Genomic DNA, 13,866 nt, shown 5'->3' on the forward strand with positions numbered 1-13,866 from the left:
CGGTGGCATGAACACCGGAATCGACATCTCGAACAAGCCCAGCCCGCACAGCCTCGGCAACCGCCTCCGCCGCGTCGCCTGGGGACTCGTGCAGGCAACGGTCTTCCGCTGGATCCCCCGCCCCATGCACGCCCTGCGCGCCCGCATCCTGCGCCTCTTCGGCGCGCGCGTCTCGCTCAAGGCCCGCGTCTGCCCGCGCGCCCGCATCTGGGGGCCGTGGAACCTCGTCATGGGCGACTACGCCACGCTCGCCGACGACGTGGATTGCTACTGCGTCGATACCATCGAGATCGGCGCGCACGCCACTGTCAGCCAATACTCGTACCTCTGCGGTGCGACTCACGACCACGAGGACCGACGCTTCACGCTCCGACCCATGCCGATCCGCATCGGCGCATCGTGCTGGATCGCCGCCGACGTCTTCGTCGGCCCGGGCGTCACGATCGGCGAGGGCACCGTCGTCGGAGCGAGATCCAGCGTCTTCCACGACCTGCCGCCGTGGAAGGTCTGCGTCGGCACGCCCGCCAAGCCCGTCAAGGACCGCGTGATCCGCGAGCGCGACCGCGAAGCGCCATGATCCGTCGCCCCTGCCCAATCCGCAAGGTCTCCCCCGACGATGGCTGGCACTACTGGTTCGGCTACTACGACAAGCACCCGTGGTCTGCCGACGGCACGAAACTCCTCGCCCACCGCGCCCGGTTCTGCGACCGCTTCCCCGCCCCCGACGAGCCGGCCGAGATCGGGTGGATCGACGCCGAGCGAGGCTCGTTCGAGGCGATCGGGATCACACTCGCCTGGAACTGGCAGCAGGGAGCACAACTCCAATGGATCGATGACGGCGGGCGCGAGCGCATCCTCTACAACGACACCGCCGACAATCGGCCCATCGCTCGCATCGTCGAGCCTTCCGGCGCGGAAGTCCGCGCCCTCCCCTGGCCGGTCCACGCCGTCTCGCCCGACGGCAGAACCGCCGCCACGCTCGACTTCGGCAGGCTCACACGCCTGCGGCGCGAGTACGGCCTTCCCGCCGCGCACGACGCCCATCCAGACGACCCCGCGCCGGACACCGACGGCGTCTGGCGCCTGGACCTCAGCACGGGCGAGCGCACCCTGATCGCCTCCATCGCCGCCGCGCGCGACCACCACCCGAACCCGATGGGCGACGCGGCACACCACTACGTCAACCATCTCATGTTCAACCGCTCCGGCTCGCGGCTCTGCTTCCTGCACCGCTTCGACCGCCCCGACGGCATCCTGCACTCGCGCCTCTTCACCATCGGCACGGACGGCGCGGGCCTGCGCCTGCTCATGGAGGGCATGGTCAGCCACTACGACTGGCGAGACGACTCCACGCTCCTGGCGTGGGCGGGACGGCGCGTCCTGCTAGGGGGGGGGACGGCCGGCCCCCTCGGTGCGGCCATGACCGCCGCACGACGCGCACTCAAGCCCATCTACTACGCACTCGGCAAGCCGCGCTTCCTCATGAGCCGCGTCGTCCGCGACTCCTACCTGCTCATCCCCGACGAAGAGAACGCGGCCACGCGGCCCTTCGCCCGGGGCGAACTCACCTGCGACGGTCACTGCACCTTCAACCGCGGCGGCCCGGAGCCGGGCCGCTGGGTCGTCACCGACGGTTACCCCGACCTCCGCTCGCGCCAGCCCCTCTTCCTCTGGGACTGCCGCCGGAACACCGGCTACGAGATCGGCCGCTACCCCACGCCCCGCGAACTCGACGGCGAAGTCCGCGTGGACCTCCACCCCCGCTTCAACCCCGACGCGAGCGTCGTCTGCATCGACTCCGCCACGGACGGCCGAAGGGCCATGTATGTTGTGGACACCTCGGAACTGACCGGACGCTGAACGATGCCTGTGTCGATCTTCATCCAGACCCTGAACGAGGAGGCGAACCTGCCCGGGTTGCTGGACAGCGTCTCATGGGCGGACGACGTCGTCGTGCTGGATTCGCTCTCAACGGACCGCACAAAGGACGTCGCGCTTGCCCGCGGCTGCCGGTGGTTCGAGCGCGCCTACGACGGACGCGGCCCGCACCAGAACTGGGCCATGGAGAACATCCCCTTCAAGCACCGCTGGGTCTTCTACCTCGACGCCGACGAACGCATGACACCCGAACTCCGCGCCGAGATCGAGCGCATCGCCGATGGGTGGGAGCGCGGCGAACGATCCCGCGAGCGCGGCGACCCCGTCGCCTATTACTGCGGCCGGCGGAACTACTTCATGGGCAGGTGGATCCGCCGCGCCATGCCGCCCGGCAGCATCATGCGTTTCTTCCAGCCCCCCCACATCCGATTCGAGCGACTGGCCAACCCCGCGCCCATCGTGGACGGCGGCGTCGGCTACCTCCACGAGCGGTTCATCCATTACAACTTCAGCAAGGGCATCGGCGAGTGGCTCGAACGCCACAACCGATACTCGACCTACGAGGCCATCGAGACCATGAAGGCCCTGCGCGAGCGGCCTGTCCGGCTCGCGAACCTCCTGAGCCGCGACCGCAACACGCGCCGGCTGGAACTCAAGAACCTCTCCTTCCGGCTGCCAGGCCGCCCCTGGCTCAAGTTCGCGTACATGTACCTCGCGCAGGGAGGGTTCCTCGACGGCGGCCCGGGCCTCACCTACTGCGTGCTGCAGGCGATCTACGAGTACCAGATCGTGCTCAAGGTCCGCGAGATGAAGCGGGCCGAGCGGGGCCTGCCGCCCTGAGCGCGCGCCCGCCCGCGCCGTGCCGGGCTTGTGCCGCCGCTACGATTGGCCGATAGAGGGGCGGGGCGCGTTCGCGCTCCGCGGAAGGAGACCGTGTGCCATGGGGCAGAGCGACGCCGGGCTGAGACCGCCCATCATTCTCTTCGGCAATGCGCGCTCGGGCACCACCATGATGCGCGAACTCTTCGACCTCCATCCCGATGTCTCCTCCTGGTATGAGGAACGGACCATCTGGAACTACGCCGACCCGGCACGCAAGCACGACCGCTTCACCGAGGAGGACGCGACGCCCAAGGTCCGCGCCTACATCCGCAAGCGCTTCCTGCAGCGCCAGCGCGAGATGGCCGGCCGCCGCGTGATGGAAAAGACGCCCGCCTGTGTCGTCCGCATCCCCTACGTCCGCGCCATCTTCCCCGAGGCGAGTTTCGTCTACATCGTTCGCGAGCCGCTCGCCAATCTCTCCAGCGCGGAACTCCGCTGGCATAACGCCATCCACTTCCGGCACATCCGCCGGCGCATCCGCGACACCCCGAAGTCGCAACTGCACTACTACCTCGGCAAACTCATCGTCGATCACTTCCGCAAGAAGGTGCTCCGCCAGAAGCACGTCTCCGTCTGGGGCGTCAGGTACCCCGGCATCCTCGAAGACCGCAAGCGGCTCTCGACCGAGGAGATCATCGCTCGCCAGTGGTCCTATTGCTCGAAGACCGCCGCCGAGGACCTCGCCGGGATCGAACCCGGCAAGGTCCACACCGTCCGCTACGAGGACTTCGTCACCGACCCGGGAACCCACTTCGCCCGCATCCTCACCCACTGCGGCCTCGACATGACGCCCGAGATCAACAAGGCTCTCACCGAGTGGGTCGATCCCGGCAGGCAGCAGAAGTGGAAGCGACTCGACCCCGATGTCCTTCGGAAGTGCCTCCCCGTCGTGATGGATGAGATGCGCCGACACGGCTACCAGGTGCCCGACGAAGTGCTCGCGCTGCTCGACGGCACGCCACCGCCCGCCGCCGTAGGCGCCTGATCGCCGGAGGCGCGCGTGCTCGACTCCTTCAAACCCCTGCTCCGATCCGCCAAGCTGCGGGTCATCCGCGCCCGTGCCGAGCGCCTCGCACGCAGACCAGCCCCCAAAGGGGGGGGGGCGCTCACCCCGCCCGCCTTCATCGTCGGCTGCGGCCGATCCGGCACCTCGATCCTCGGCGTCGCCCTCCGCGAGCACCCCGCCGTCTGGTATCTCCGCGAGCCGTACCACCTCTGGGCGAACGTTGACCGTAGGCTCGACGTAACCAACCTCCACTACCGCGGTAAGGCACGCCTGTTCATGGACGCCGCCGACGCCACGCCCGAGTCGCAGGAACGATTCAACCGTCTGATCCTCGGCGCTCGCCTCCGCGCAGGCCGCCCCGCCCTCATCGAGAAGACCCCGCACAATGTCTACCGCATAGGCCTCATCGAAGCGTTCACCGGGGGGGCGGCACGATGGGTTCACATCGTCCGCGACGGCGTGGACGTCGCTCGTTCGATCCACCGGCTCGCCACCACGCAGCCCTACCGCATGGCCGGACACGCCGACTACAACCAGTGGTGGGGTCGCGACCACCTGAAGTGGAGACGCCTCGCCGAGGAAGGGCCGCCGCGCGGCTACTTCCCCGACGAGGTTGCGCGCCTCGCCACCGATGCGCAGAAGGGCGCCTACGAGTGGCTCACCAGCCTCGGCGAGGCCGACCGCTGGCGCGCCGTGCTCGCCGACCGTCTGCTCGAGATCACCTATCCGCAACTCACAGCCGACCCCGAGGGCACGCTGCGCCTCATCGCCGTGCACGTCGGCACGGAAGCACCCGCGCCGTGGCTCGACGCCGCCTCGACCATGATCTCAGCCGAGCGCCGCAACGAAGGCACGCCCCTCCTGCTCCCTCCCGCCATGGCATCGCGCTTCAACGAACTCCAGGCCCGCTACGGATTCCCCGGTCGCGCACGGACGGAGGAGCGCGCGTGAAGGTCGTCCATGTCGAACTCACGATGCGCCTCGCGGACGGCGGCGTCGTCGTCGCCGTCATGGACCTCTGCCGCGAGTTTGCGGCCCGCGGGCACTCGGTCACCCTCCTCGCCTGCGACGACACCGACGTGCCCGACGCCTGGCGCGCCGGCGCACCCGGCTCGCCTCGACTCCTCAGGCTCGAACCGCCCTCGCTGCCGATCGGACTCTTCTCCCCGGGCCAACTCCGCGCCGCCCGCGACGCCATCGCCGGCGCGGACGTGCTCCACCTCCACGGCGCGTGGACCCCCTCGAACGTCCAGTTCGCCGCCATCGCCCGACGCGCCGGCGTGCCCTACGTCGTCAGCATCCACGGCATGCTCGACGACTGGTGCATGGCGCAGAAGCGGCTCAAGAAGTCCCTCCACCTCGCGCTCGCCGGGCGGCGCACGCTCGAACGCGCCGGCGCGGTTCACTGCACCGCCGCTGCCGAACTCGAACAGTCCCGCAAGCGATTCCCCCGCGCCCGCGCCGCTGTCATCCCGCTCTTCCTCGACCTCGAACCCTTCCGCGATCCCCCCGGTCCCGAGGAAGCACGCGCGGCGTTCGACTCGCTCGCAAACGAAGGGCCGCACGTCCTGTTCCTCAGCCGCCTTCACCCGAAGAAGGGCCTCGAACTCCTGATCGACGCCGCGAACCTCCTCCGCACGCGCGGCCGCGCCTGCACGCTCACCGTCGCCGGCTCCGGCGATCCCGCCTACGAGCGATCTCTCCGCGAGCGTGTCCGCTCGCTCGACCTCGACGACCGGGTCCGCTTCGTAGGCTTCGTCGGCGGCCGCCTCAAGATCAGCCTCCTCCGCGCCTGCGACCTCTTCGTCCTCCCATCCAGCCAGGAGAACTTCGGCTACGTCCTCTTCGAGGCGATGGCCGCGGGCACGCCGGTCGTCGCGTCGCGCCTCATCGATACCTGGCCGGAACTCGTCGAGAGCGGCGGCGCGGCGGTCGTCGATCGTGACCCCGGCGCAATCGCCGACGCCATCACGACGCTGCTCGACGATCCGGGCCGACGTGCCGCGATGGGAAGCGCGGGCCGAGCGTGGGTCACGCGGAACCTCAACCCCGACGCTGTCATCGCCCGATTCGAAAGCCTGTACGCCGAACTCGCCTCAAAGACGCGACGCACGGAGCCTCGATGAACGTCACGCACTACTTCCACCGGCTGCGGCTGGAAGGCGGCGGGCCGGTACGCGGCGTGCTCGACCTGTCCGCCGCCCTCCACGCACGCGGACACCGCGTCACCATCCTCACCTGCGACGCCTCCGACGCTCCCGACGACTGGAAACACGAGAACGCCTCCTCGCCGCGCGTGCTCACGCTCCCGCCCGCCGGCCTGCCGGGCGGGCTGTTCACGCCCTCGCAGGCGAGGCGCCTCGACGACGCGCTCCAGGGAAGCGACGTGGTCCACCTCCACGGCGTCTGGACACCATCGAACGTGCAGGTCGCCTCCGCCTGCCGGCGCGCAGGCATCCCCTACGTCTGGAGCATCCGCGGAACACTCGACGACTGGTGCATGGGAGAACGCGCCGTCAAGAAGCGGCTCTTTCTCGCCGCCGGTGCCGGCCGCTCGCTCGCCCGCGCCGCCGCCATTCACCTCACCGCCGAGGACGAACTCCGGCAGGCGAGCCGATGGTTCCCACGTGAACTCGGCGTCGTCATCCCCAACCTCCTCGACCTCGAACCCTTCCGCTCTCTCCCCGGCCCCGGCCTCGCGCGCGAGCGCTTCGCCCAGATCGACCCCGCGCGCCCGACCGTGCTCTTCCTCAGCCGGGTCCACTACAAGAAGGGCGTTCCGCTGCTGATCGACGCCGCCGCGGACCTCATCGCGTCCGGCACGGACCTCACCGTGCTGATCGCCGGCAACGGCGAGAACGCATACCTCGACCGTCTCCGTGCGCACGCCGCTCGGCGCGGCGTCGAATCACGCGTGCATCTCGTCGGGTTCGTCTCCGGTGCGCTCAAGCTCTCGCTCTACCAGGCCGCGGACATCTTCGTCCTTCCCACCAGCCAGGAGAACTTCGGCTTCGTGCTCTTCGAGTCGCTCGCGTGCGGCACCCCCCTCGTCACCACGCGCGGCGTGGACACCTGGCCCGAACTCGTCGAGTCCGGCGGGGGCGTCATCGCCGATGCGTCGCCGCCGGCGATCGCCGACGCGATGCGCGACCTGCTCGCCGACCGGGACCGCCTCCGATCGATGGGCGCGTCAGGCCGCCGATGGGTCTTCGAGCGGCTCGAACCCGTCGCGATCCTCGCTCGCTTCGAGGCCATGTACGCCCGTGCCGTCGGCCGCTAGCGCGCCACGCCACGCCTGCGCTCGATGTCCAGGATGATCGGCGCGAGCGTCGTGCGCACGTACGCCTGCAACTCGCGGAAACGCTCCTCGCCGTCGAGGTGGTGCCAGATCAGCACGCCGTTCGCCCCCGCCTCGGCCGGCACCTCCAGCTGCTGGCGCATGTTGACGTCGTTCACGAACGTCCGGTTGAGTTCCGGCCCGGCGGCCTGGTCGTAGCACGCCCAGATGTGGACGTACACGGGCTTACCGCGCGCTACGCGCAACGCCTCCGCCACGTTCGTCCGGATGAACTCGCGGTTCTCCTCGGGCGTGTTTTCCGGCGCGCCCTCGCGCGGTCGCCGGTCCGCCACCGTGTACCGCGGCTGGTACACGTTCGGCGTCACCGCGTCCATCGCTTCCCACAGCCACCCCAGCGTGTCGTTCACCCTCGATGCCTCGTGCGTCAGGTCGCCGTATCCGAACACGCCCGCGGGCGTCTCGCGCCGATCGTACATGCGGCTCGGGTACCCGTAGAACGACCACTTGGCACGCGGCCGAAGCCGCTTGCACTCGTTGATCGTTGCCAGGAAAAACGTCCGCGCCGCCTCTTCCCACGTCCGCTTGAAGTATTCCCGCTGCTCGGGCCGTGACAGCCGCTGCATCAGGTCCGGCTCGCGCGACAGGAGGTAGTCGCGCCAGTCGTCGCGGTAGTCCTCGTCGCGGTCGTCCGGCCCGAGGTCGCTCGGCACGTTCGCCGTTCGCTCCCAGATCAGGTCCCACCGCTCGTAGTCGATGATCGCCAGTCCGTCGTAGTTCGGGTCCGGGATCATCCACGCCAGGTCGGACTCGATCTTCGCCACGTGCGCCTCGAGCGCGCCGGGCCTGCCGAAGACCTGGTGCAGCCCCGCGACGGGGAAGTTGCCGAGGTGCCTCGCGTACAGGATGACCGCCCGGTCGCGCACGATCGGAGCGCCGTGGAAGTCGATCCGAGCGGACCAGTCCCGTCCCTGCCGGACCTCGCTCGGCTGTGTCGTCACCAGCCACAGGTACTCGAACCCGCCGCGAGCGCCGCCCTCCGCTGAAGGGGGGGGTGGCGCGGGCCGCGACGGCTCCGGCGTCGTCACGCACGCGCACAGCACGCTCGCAAACGCCAACGCAATCAGGCCCGCTCCGGCTCGCGGCGTGCGCATGAGAACTCCCCGGGGCCTCGTGATCGTGCCCCGGGGAGTGATAGGCCTCGCAAACGGGCCGCACCGCCTACGGCCGCTCGTTCCGCCCGCCGGGGTTCCGGTTGTCCCTCGGCTTCTGGACCGCCCCACGACCCTCGTTCCCGCCGCCACGGGAGTTGTTCAGCCTGTCGGCGGGTGGCGGCGGGGGCGCATCGGCGTCGTCGCCCACGGAGCCGTCGCCCTCGCCCTGGTCGCCCTGGTCGCTCCCGTCACCCTTTCCATCGCCGGAGCCGCCGTCGCCCCCGGCCTTGCCGTCGCCCCCCTCGTACAGCCCGTACGTCAGCATGATGTCCGCGAGCGTCGGGATGAACATGCGGTCGAAGTACGCCTGCTCGCTCAGGTAGTCCGCCTCGTTGAGCAGGTTGCCCCACAGCACCACGCCGTCCGCACCCGCGAGGTACGGCACCTCGAACTGGTTGCGCAAGTTGATCTCGTTCAGGAACTCGTAGAATCGGCATCCCTTGTTCGGCGTGTGGTACCGAAGCCACGACACCGCATAGACGGGCTTGCCCTTGCCCAGCCGCCGCGCTTCCGCGACGTTCGAACGCAGGAACTCGCGGTCCTCCTCCCTCGACGCCTCCTGGTTCGGGCAATGGCTCGGCTCGCCCGCGAGCAGTGTGTAACGCGGCGCGTAGTACGACGGGAAGAGCGCATCGACCGCTTCCCACATCCACCGAAGCCTGTCGTTGATCTGCGAGGCCCGGTGCGTGTGATCGCCGTAGCCGATCACGTTCTTCGGCGTGTCGGTCTGGTGCTTGAATATCTTGCTCGGGTACCCGTAGAACCCCCACTTCGCCTTCGGCCGCATCTCCTGGCAGAGCCGGAGCGTCGCCAGGTAGAAGTCCGCGCACGCCTGCTCGTAGGTGTCTCGCAGGAAGTCCTCCTGCTCCGAGGGGCTCATCGACTTGAAGTGCGGGTACGTCATGAGGACGTGATCGCGCCAGTCGTCCTTGAAGTCGCGGTCCTCCGCGTCCGGCCCGAGCGGGCTGGGCACGTTCGGTGTGCGGTCCCACTCGCAACGCCAGATCTCGTAGTCGATGATCGCAACGCCGCTGAAGTCCGGGTTCGGCACGAACTTGTCCACCGCCCACGCCACGCGCGCGAGGTGGTCCTGCATGTAGGTCGGGGTCGAGTAGACCATGTGCACACCGGCCCGCGGGAAGTTGCCGAGGTGGTGCTGGTACAGGATGACCGCCTCACGGTCCATCAACCAGTCGTCGAACTGGAGCTGCGAACCCCAGTCGTTCCCCTGCTGCCGGTCGTCCCCGCCCGTCGTGTAGCAGAGGTAGTACCTGAACGCGTCGCTCTGCGCGAGCGCTTGCACGCTCGTCGCAAGCCCGACCGTCAGAGCCGCAGCGACCAGTCTCCATGTACGATTCATCGTGTGCCTCCTCCGTCGTTCCAGCCGGCAGTGTGGAGCCGTGTGTCGCTTCTATCCTCCGTATCGACCCACGCCCCGGCGAGCATCGGAACGCGAAAGATGGAAAGCCGGTTCGGACGATGTGGGATGGGCAAGGCCTGACGATCATGACGGATGCACCGACCGCGACGCCACGCCCGTTCTCGTCTCAGCGGCGCCGGCGGGTCGCACGCACGCTGCTCGCCTCGGGCATCCTCTGCGCCGGCGCGGCCTCGATGTTCCCGGGCCTCGGCTGGCTGCCAGGCATGATCGCCGAGATCGCGGCCCAGGCCCTCCTCGTCTCGCTGCCTTTCGCCGTGGTCTGGGCCGTCCGTCGCCGCTGGGCGTGCGCCGCAGCCTCCTCCGTCGCGTGTGTGCTGCTCGCGTCCGCGCTGCTCCAGCCGCGCGCCCCGTTCACACCCGGCAGCGGAGAGAAGACCATACGCGTTCTTGCGCTCAACGGCGGTCCCGAGAACGAGCACCCCGACGAACTCCTCAAACTCCTCACCTTCGTCAAGGCCGAGGTCGTTGCACTGGTCGAGCCGAATCCGGGCCTCGTCCGCGGCATCCGACGCCACGGCGCGCTCGACGCCTCGTTCCCGCACGGTGCGGCCCGCGGGCCGGTCTCGCACCTCACCTCCTGGAGGCTCGTCCTCAGCGAGTTTCCAGTCCTCGACACCGACGAGAACAGGACCGTCAAAGACCTCCTTTCCGTCGTCGTGCGCCACCCCTCGGGCGAGTTCGGCATGGTCGTCGTCCACCCTTCATCGCCGCGATCGCCCTCGCGGTGGCGCGAGGGGAACGAACTCATCGACCGCGCTCTCTCCGAAGCGAGGCGTCTCGAATCGCAGGGCTACCCGACCCTCATCATCGGCGACCTCAACAGCACACCCACGGGCCACCGCTCCCGGCTGCTGGCCCGCGGCGGCTACCTCCGCTGCAAGCCGCTCCGTGCGCCGATCGGAACCTTCCCCGCCTGGTCCGTCTGGCCCGCGATGGCCGCCATCGACGACGCCTGCGCGTCGCCCGGATGGCGGGTGCGCTCGTGGCGCACCATCCGCGGCGGCGGCTCGGACCACCGCGGCGTGCTCATCGAACTTGTCATTCCCCCTCGGCCGGCTCCTCGCTGATCGACGCCGGATCTTCCACGCGCCGGTCGGACCGGTGTCCCCTCCCCTTGCCCGCGCGCCGGCGCACCAACTGGACCACCCGCGCCCGCTCGTCCCGGGCCAGCACGATCCACCACGAGAGGAGCGCGTACACCGCCCCGTACGCACCCATCACGCCGAACAGGTGCGCGAGCGTCCACCGGCCGATGAAACCCAACGCGAGCAGGTACACCGGCGACGCCAGGGCCGTCGCCAGCGCGGGCCTCAGCAGCGGGCGGAGCATGTTCACCCACCGCGTCTTCAGGCACCGCGCCGCGATGATCGGCAGCGCGCCCATGTACGCCACCGAGATCACGATCGCGTACGAGAGCGCGGGCGAATCGAAGTCCGACACGAACCACCCGGCGTCGCGCGGCGGGAGCAGGTACACCAGCGCGATCACCACCAGCGGGTTCAGCAGCCCCGCTCCCAGCAGCAGCGGCGCGTAACGCCGCACGTGCCCGGCCCCGTAGAGAATGCGCATCCACCCGTCCGCGATGGCCCGCGCGGTGATGCCGATCGCCAGGATCCGCACGAGGTTCACCGCGAGCGGAATGTCCGCAGCCGGGTCCGGGAGACGCTTGCCGACCCAGAGCCGGATGATCGGATCCGCCAGCAGCACCACCAGCAGCCCCGCCGGCAGGCCCACGAAGGCGTGCAGACGCGTCGAGTGCCGGTTGAGCGCGTTGACACCCCCCCCTTCTTCTCGCGTCGAAATGCGCGTCGACACCGCGTCCAGCCCGTCCGTCATCCCGCCCGTCAGCATCCGAACGTAGGAGGTCAGCCGGATCGCAACCGTGAAGATGCCGTTCGCGAACGATCCGAAGAACAGGTTCATCAGCAACTGATCGATCCGGATGTGCAGGTTCGTCGCCACCACGACCACCGCGTTCCACCCCGCCGTGGAGAGGATCGATCGCGCTCCCTCACGCGATGCCTGCCCGGGCCTGGGCACGATCCTCGGCTCGAACCCCGCCATGATGACGATCGCCACGACGTGCAGCACGATCGCCATCCCCGCCGAGACCGTCGCGAACAGCGTCAGCCCCAGGCCGGGGTCGCGCACCGCGAAGGGATAGAAGATCACGAGGGCGGCCGCGAGGTGCGTCGCCCGATCCGCCGCCTGCCACGCATTCGCCCACACCATTCGCTCGGTGACCACGAACATGTTGAACTGCGGCGCGGTGAGCACGCACATGATCGAGTACGCGCCCTGCGACACCACGACCCACCTCGCCGCCGTCGAGAGGTGCGCCGGGATGTTGAGATACGGCAGCAGGAACCACACGCCCGTGAAGACGCACGCCGCCAGCAGCGCGAGCAGGATGCTCAGCGCGACCGCCGAGTTGTAGATCACAGGGAATCGGGCCGGGTCCGGGTCGTGGTACGCTGTGCCCAGTTCCCGGATCATGCTCGAACGGACGGTCTCTCGAAACAGGTCCGCCAGCCCGATCGTCGCCCCGATCAGCCCCCACAGGCCGAAGGCGTCCACGCCGAGGAACCGGATGAGGATCGGGACGAGGATGATCCCGAGCACGAACGTCGAGAGCAAGCGGGCGTAGTTGGCGACGATCCGCACCGCCCCGCGTCTGACCTCGCCCTTCATACGCCCTCGGCTCCCGCGTCCTGCCCGCCCGTGCTCACGCACCTGCCGCCGGCTCGAACTCGCCGTGCGACTCGGCCTCCGCCTCCGCCACCTGCCGTTGGTACGCCTCCCACGCCGCCAGGTCGTTGCGGTACAACTCCGGGATGCGGTCTAGCAGCGACAGCCCGATGCCGAGGACGACCGCGCCCAGGTTCGCCCCTGTGAACGAGCCGGACTCGAACAGCCCGTGCGCGAACACCGCGGCGATGATCGCCAGCGACAGGTGGGCCATCGGGATCTCGTAGCGCGACGACAGCGCGAAACGCCACAGCCGCAGGCACCTGAACCCGATGAACGTCAGCGTCAGGAGCAGCGCGAGGATGCCCGCGATCCCGGTCTCGGCCGCCGTCTGGAAGTAGATCGAGTGCATGTTCGCGGTCGAGCCTTCCAGCGAGGCCTCGTACTGGAAGATCCACCCCTTCCCCACCAGCGGCGACTCGATGAAGTGGTTCCAGGCCTTGTTCCAGACCTCCTCGCGCGTCTCCAGCGTCACCGTGCCGAGACGCTCGGTCGTGCCGATGTCGAAGATCTGGAACATCGCGTAGCCCGCGACCGCAGCCCCGATCGCCAGCGTCACCAGCAGTCCGGGTCGCTTCACCACCGGCATCCCCAGGATCGTGCACCCGACCACAGCGTACCCCGCCGCGCCGCGGCTGCCGCAGTACAGGATGAGCACGGCCAGGAAGAAGAGCGTGCCCGCCGCCAGGAGCTTCCACAAACGCGACCTGTCGTAGAGCAGGATGTACGTCGTGAAGATCGACATGGGCGCGACCGTCTGCCCCAGCCGGTTCGGGTTCAAATCCCAGGGCATGAAGCGGCCGATCCGGTTCAGCGCGCCGGGGTCCGTCACCAGCCGCAGGATCATGAACGCGGTGAACGCCGCCGTCGCCAGCATCACCACCCGCAGGCACCGGGTGATGAACGTTCGGGAATCCGTCACGCTGTAGCCGGTCATCAGCCCCGCGAGGACCGTCACCACCCAAAGACCCTTGTACTTCAGGGCCGCCATCGGCAACTCGCTGTACAGCCCGGCGCAGGCGTACATCGTCGCGAACGTCAGGAAGACCGCCCCGGCCGGACGCAGCATGTAGATGCGGGCCACGAAGAAGCCGAGCACGATTGTCAGCAGCGTCAGGTAGACCCGGACGTACTTCAGCCCGCCGACGAGCGGCAACTTCGGCGCGGCCGAGAGCGGCGCGACCACGAAGTACGCCGCCGAGAGCAGGAACAGCAGGTTCACCCGGCGCGCGATGATGAACAACGCCACGTGCGCGATGATCCCGACAATCACCAGCCCCGCGAGAAGACCGAAGTCCATGGTGGCGAACATGCGATCCTCTCGCGTCTGGTCGTGGCGTGTTCGGTGCCCCGAGGGGCGTGCCCGCGATGCTATCGGCCGACCACGCGGGCGGACTTCGGA

General features: G+C 69.1%; 12 protein-coding genes. 8 read left to right on the plus strand and 4 right to left on the minus strand.

Going from position 1 to position 13,866, the window contains the following annotated elements:
• The first annotated feature begins 7 nt into the window (after nt 1-7).
• The 7 genes from wcaF (at nt 8) to FBT69_08115 (ending at nt 7,046) form a co-directional block, all read left to right on the plus strand.
• Nucleotides 8-577: a colanic acid biosynthesis acetyltransferase WcaF gene (wcaF, locus tag FBT69_08085; protein ID MDL1904749.1), complete on the plus strand. Its 570-nt coding sequence runs from the start codon at nt 8-10 to the stop codon at nt 575-577.
• Nucleotides 574-1,860: a hypothetical protein gene (locus FBT69_08090; GenBank protein ID MDL1904750.1), complete on the plus strand. Its 1,287-nt coding sequence runs from the start codon at nt 574-576 to the stop codon at nt 1,858-1,860. Before wcaF ends, FBT69_08090 begins: the two co-directional genes overlap by 4 nt.
• 3 nt (nt 1,861-1,863) lie before the next feature.
• Entirely contained in the window at nt 1,864-2,718 is an 855-nt protein-coding gene (locus FBT69_08095; protein ID MDL1904751.1) for a glycosyltransferase family 2 protein, read from the plus strand.
• A gap of 100 nt (nt 2,719-2,818) precedes the next feature.
• Complete coding sequence (locus FBT69_08100; GenBank protein ID MDL1904752.1) at nt 2,819-3,745, plus strand: sulfotransferase; 927 nt, start codon at nt 2,819-2,821, stop codon at nt 3,743-3,745.
• Nucleotides 3,746-3,760: 15 nt separating this feature from the next.
• The gene (locus tag FBT69_08105) at nt 3,761-4,717 is read left to right on the plus strand and encodes a sulfotransferase (GenBank protein ID MDL1904753.1); all 957 of its coding nucleotides are present in this window, start codon (nt 3,761-3,763) and stop codon (nt 4,715-4,717) included.
• A complete protein-coding gene (locus tag FBT69_08110; protein ID MDL1904754.1) occupies nt 4,714-5,892 on the plus strand; it encodes a glycosyltransferase in 1,179 nt (392 codons plus the stop codon). Before FBT69_08105 ends, FBT69_08110 begins: the two co-directional genes overlap by 4 nt.
• Complete coding sequence (locus FBT69_08115; protein ID MDL1904755.1) at nt 5,889-7,046, plus strand: glycosyltransferase; 1,158 nt, start codon at nt 5,889-5,891, stop codon at nt 7,044-7,046. Before FBT69_08110 ends, FBT69_08115 begins: the two co-directional genes overlap by 4 nt.
• Here FBT69_08115 and FBT69_08120 read toward each other — a convergent pair.
• Together FBT69_08120 and FBT69_08125 are read right to left on the minus strand one after the other, a co-directional pair.
• The gene (locus FBT69_08120; protein MDL1904756.1) at nt 7,043-8,215 is read right to left on the minus strand and encodes a hypothetical protein; all 1,173 of its coding nucleotides are present in this window, start codon (nt 8,213-8,215) and stop codon (nt 7,043-7,045) included. The two genes, FBT69_08115 and FBT69_08120, sit on opposite strands and share 4 nt — an antisense overlap.
• Nucleotides 8,216-8,282: 67 nt before the next feature.
• Nucleotides 8,283-9,635: a hypothetical protein gene (locus FBT69_08125; GenBank protein ID MDL1904757.1), complete on the minus strand. Its 1,353-nt coding sequence runs from the start codon at nt 9,633-9,635 to the stop codon at nt 8,283-8,285.
• A gap of 146 nt (nt 9,636-9,781) precedes the next feature.
• On the opposite strand from FBT69_08125, the gene FBT69_08130 reads away from it, so the two are divergent.
• The gene (locus FBT69_08130) at nt 9,782-10,783 is read left to right on the plus strand and encodes an endonuclease/exonuclease/phosphatase family protein (GenBank protein MDL1904758.1); all 1,002 of its coding nucleotides are present in this window, start codon (nt 9,782-9,784) and stop codon (nt 10,781-10,783) included.
• Here FBT69_08130 and FBT69_08135 read toward each other — a convergent pair.
• A complete protein-coding gene (locus FBT69_08135; GenBank protein MDL1904759.1) occupies nt 10,755-12,407 on the minus strand; it encodes a hypothetical protein in 1,653 nt (550 codons plus the stop codon). The genes FBT69_08130 and FBT69_08135 overlap by 29 nt on opposite strands.
• A 34-nt stretch (nt 12,408-12,441) precedes the next feature.
• On the minus strand, nt 12,442-13,776 hold the full coding sequence (locus tag FBT69_08140) for an O-antigen ligase family protein (protein ID MDL1904760.1): 1,335 nt from the start codon (nt 13,774-13,776) through the stop codon (nt 12,442-12,444).
• Nucleotides 13,777-13,866 lie beyond the last annotated feature (90 nt).

This window comes from Synechococcales cyanobacterium CNB (assembly GCA_030263455.1).
Lineage (GTDB): Bacteria > Planctomycetota > Phycisphaerae > Phycisphaerales > UBA1924 > CAADGN01.

Coding starts and splice junctions, on each gene's coding strand:
- FBT69_08135 (MDL1904759.1), bottom strand. CDS start 12,407: ATGAAGGGCGAGGTCAGACGCGGGGCGGTGCGGATCGTCGCCAACTAC.
- FBT69_08120 (MDL1904756.1), bottom strand. CDS start 8,215: ATGCGCACGCCGCGAGCCGGAGCGGGCCTGATTGCGTTGGCGTTTGCG.
- wcaF (MDL1904749.1), top strand. CDS start 8: ATGAACACCGGAATCGACATCTCGAACAAGCCCAGCCCGCACAGCCTC.
- FBT69_08125 (MDL1904757.1), bottom strand. CDS start 9,635: ATGAATCGTACATGGAGACTGGTCGCTGCGGCTCTGACGGTCGGGCTT.
- FBT69_08090 (MDL1904750.1), top strand. CDS start 574: ATGATCCGTCGCCCCTGCCCAATCCGCAAGGTCTCCCCCGACGATGGC.
- FBT69_08140 (MDL1904760.1), bottom strand. CDS start 13,776: ATGTTCGCCACCATGGACTTCGGTCTTCTCGCGGGGCTGGTGATTGTC.
- FBT69_08100 (MDL1904752.1), top strand. CDS start 2,819: ATGGGGCAGAGCGACGCCGGGCTGAGACCGCCCATCATTCTCTTCGGC.
- FBT69_08130 (MDL1904758.1), top strand. CDS start 9,782: ATGACGGATGCACCGACCGCGACGCCACGCCCGTTCTCGTCTCAGCGG.
- FBT69_08095 (MDL1904751.1), top strand. CDS start 1,864: ATGCCTGTGTCGATCTTCATCCAGACCCTGAACGAGGAGGCGAACCTG.
- FBT69_08115 (MDL1904755.1), top strand. CDS start 5,889: ATGAACGTCACGCACTACTTCCACCGGCTGCGGCTGGAAGGCGGCGGG.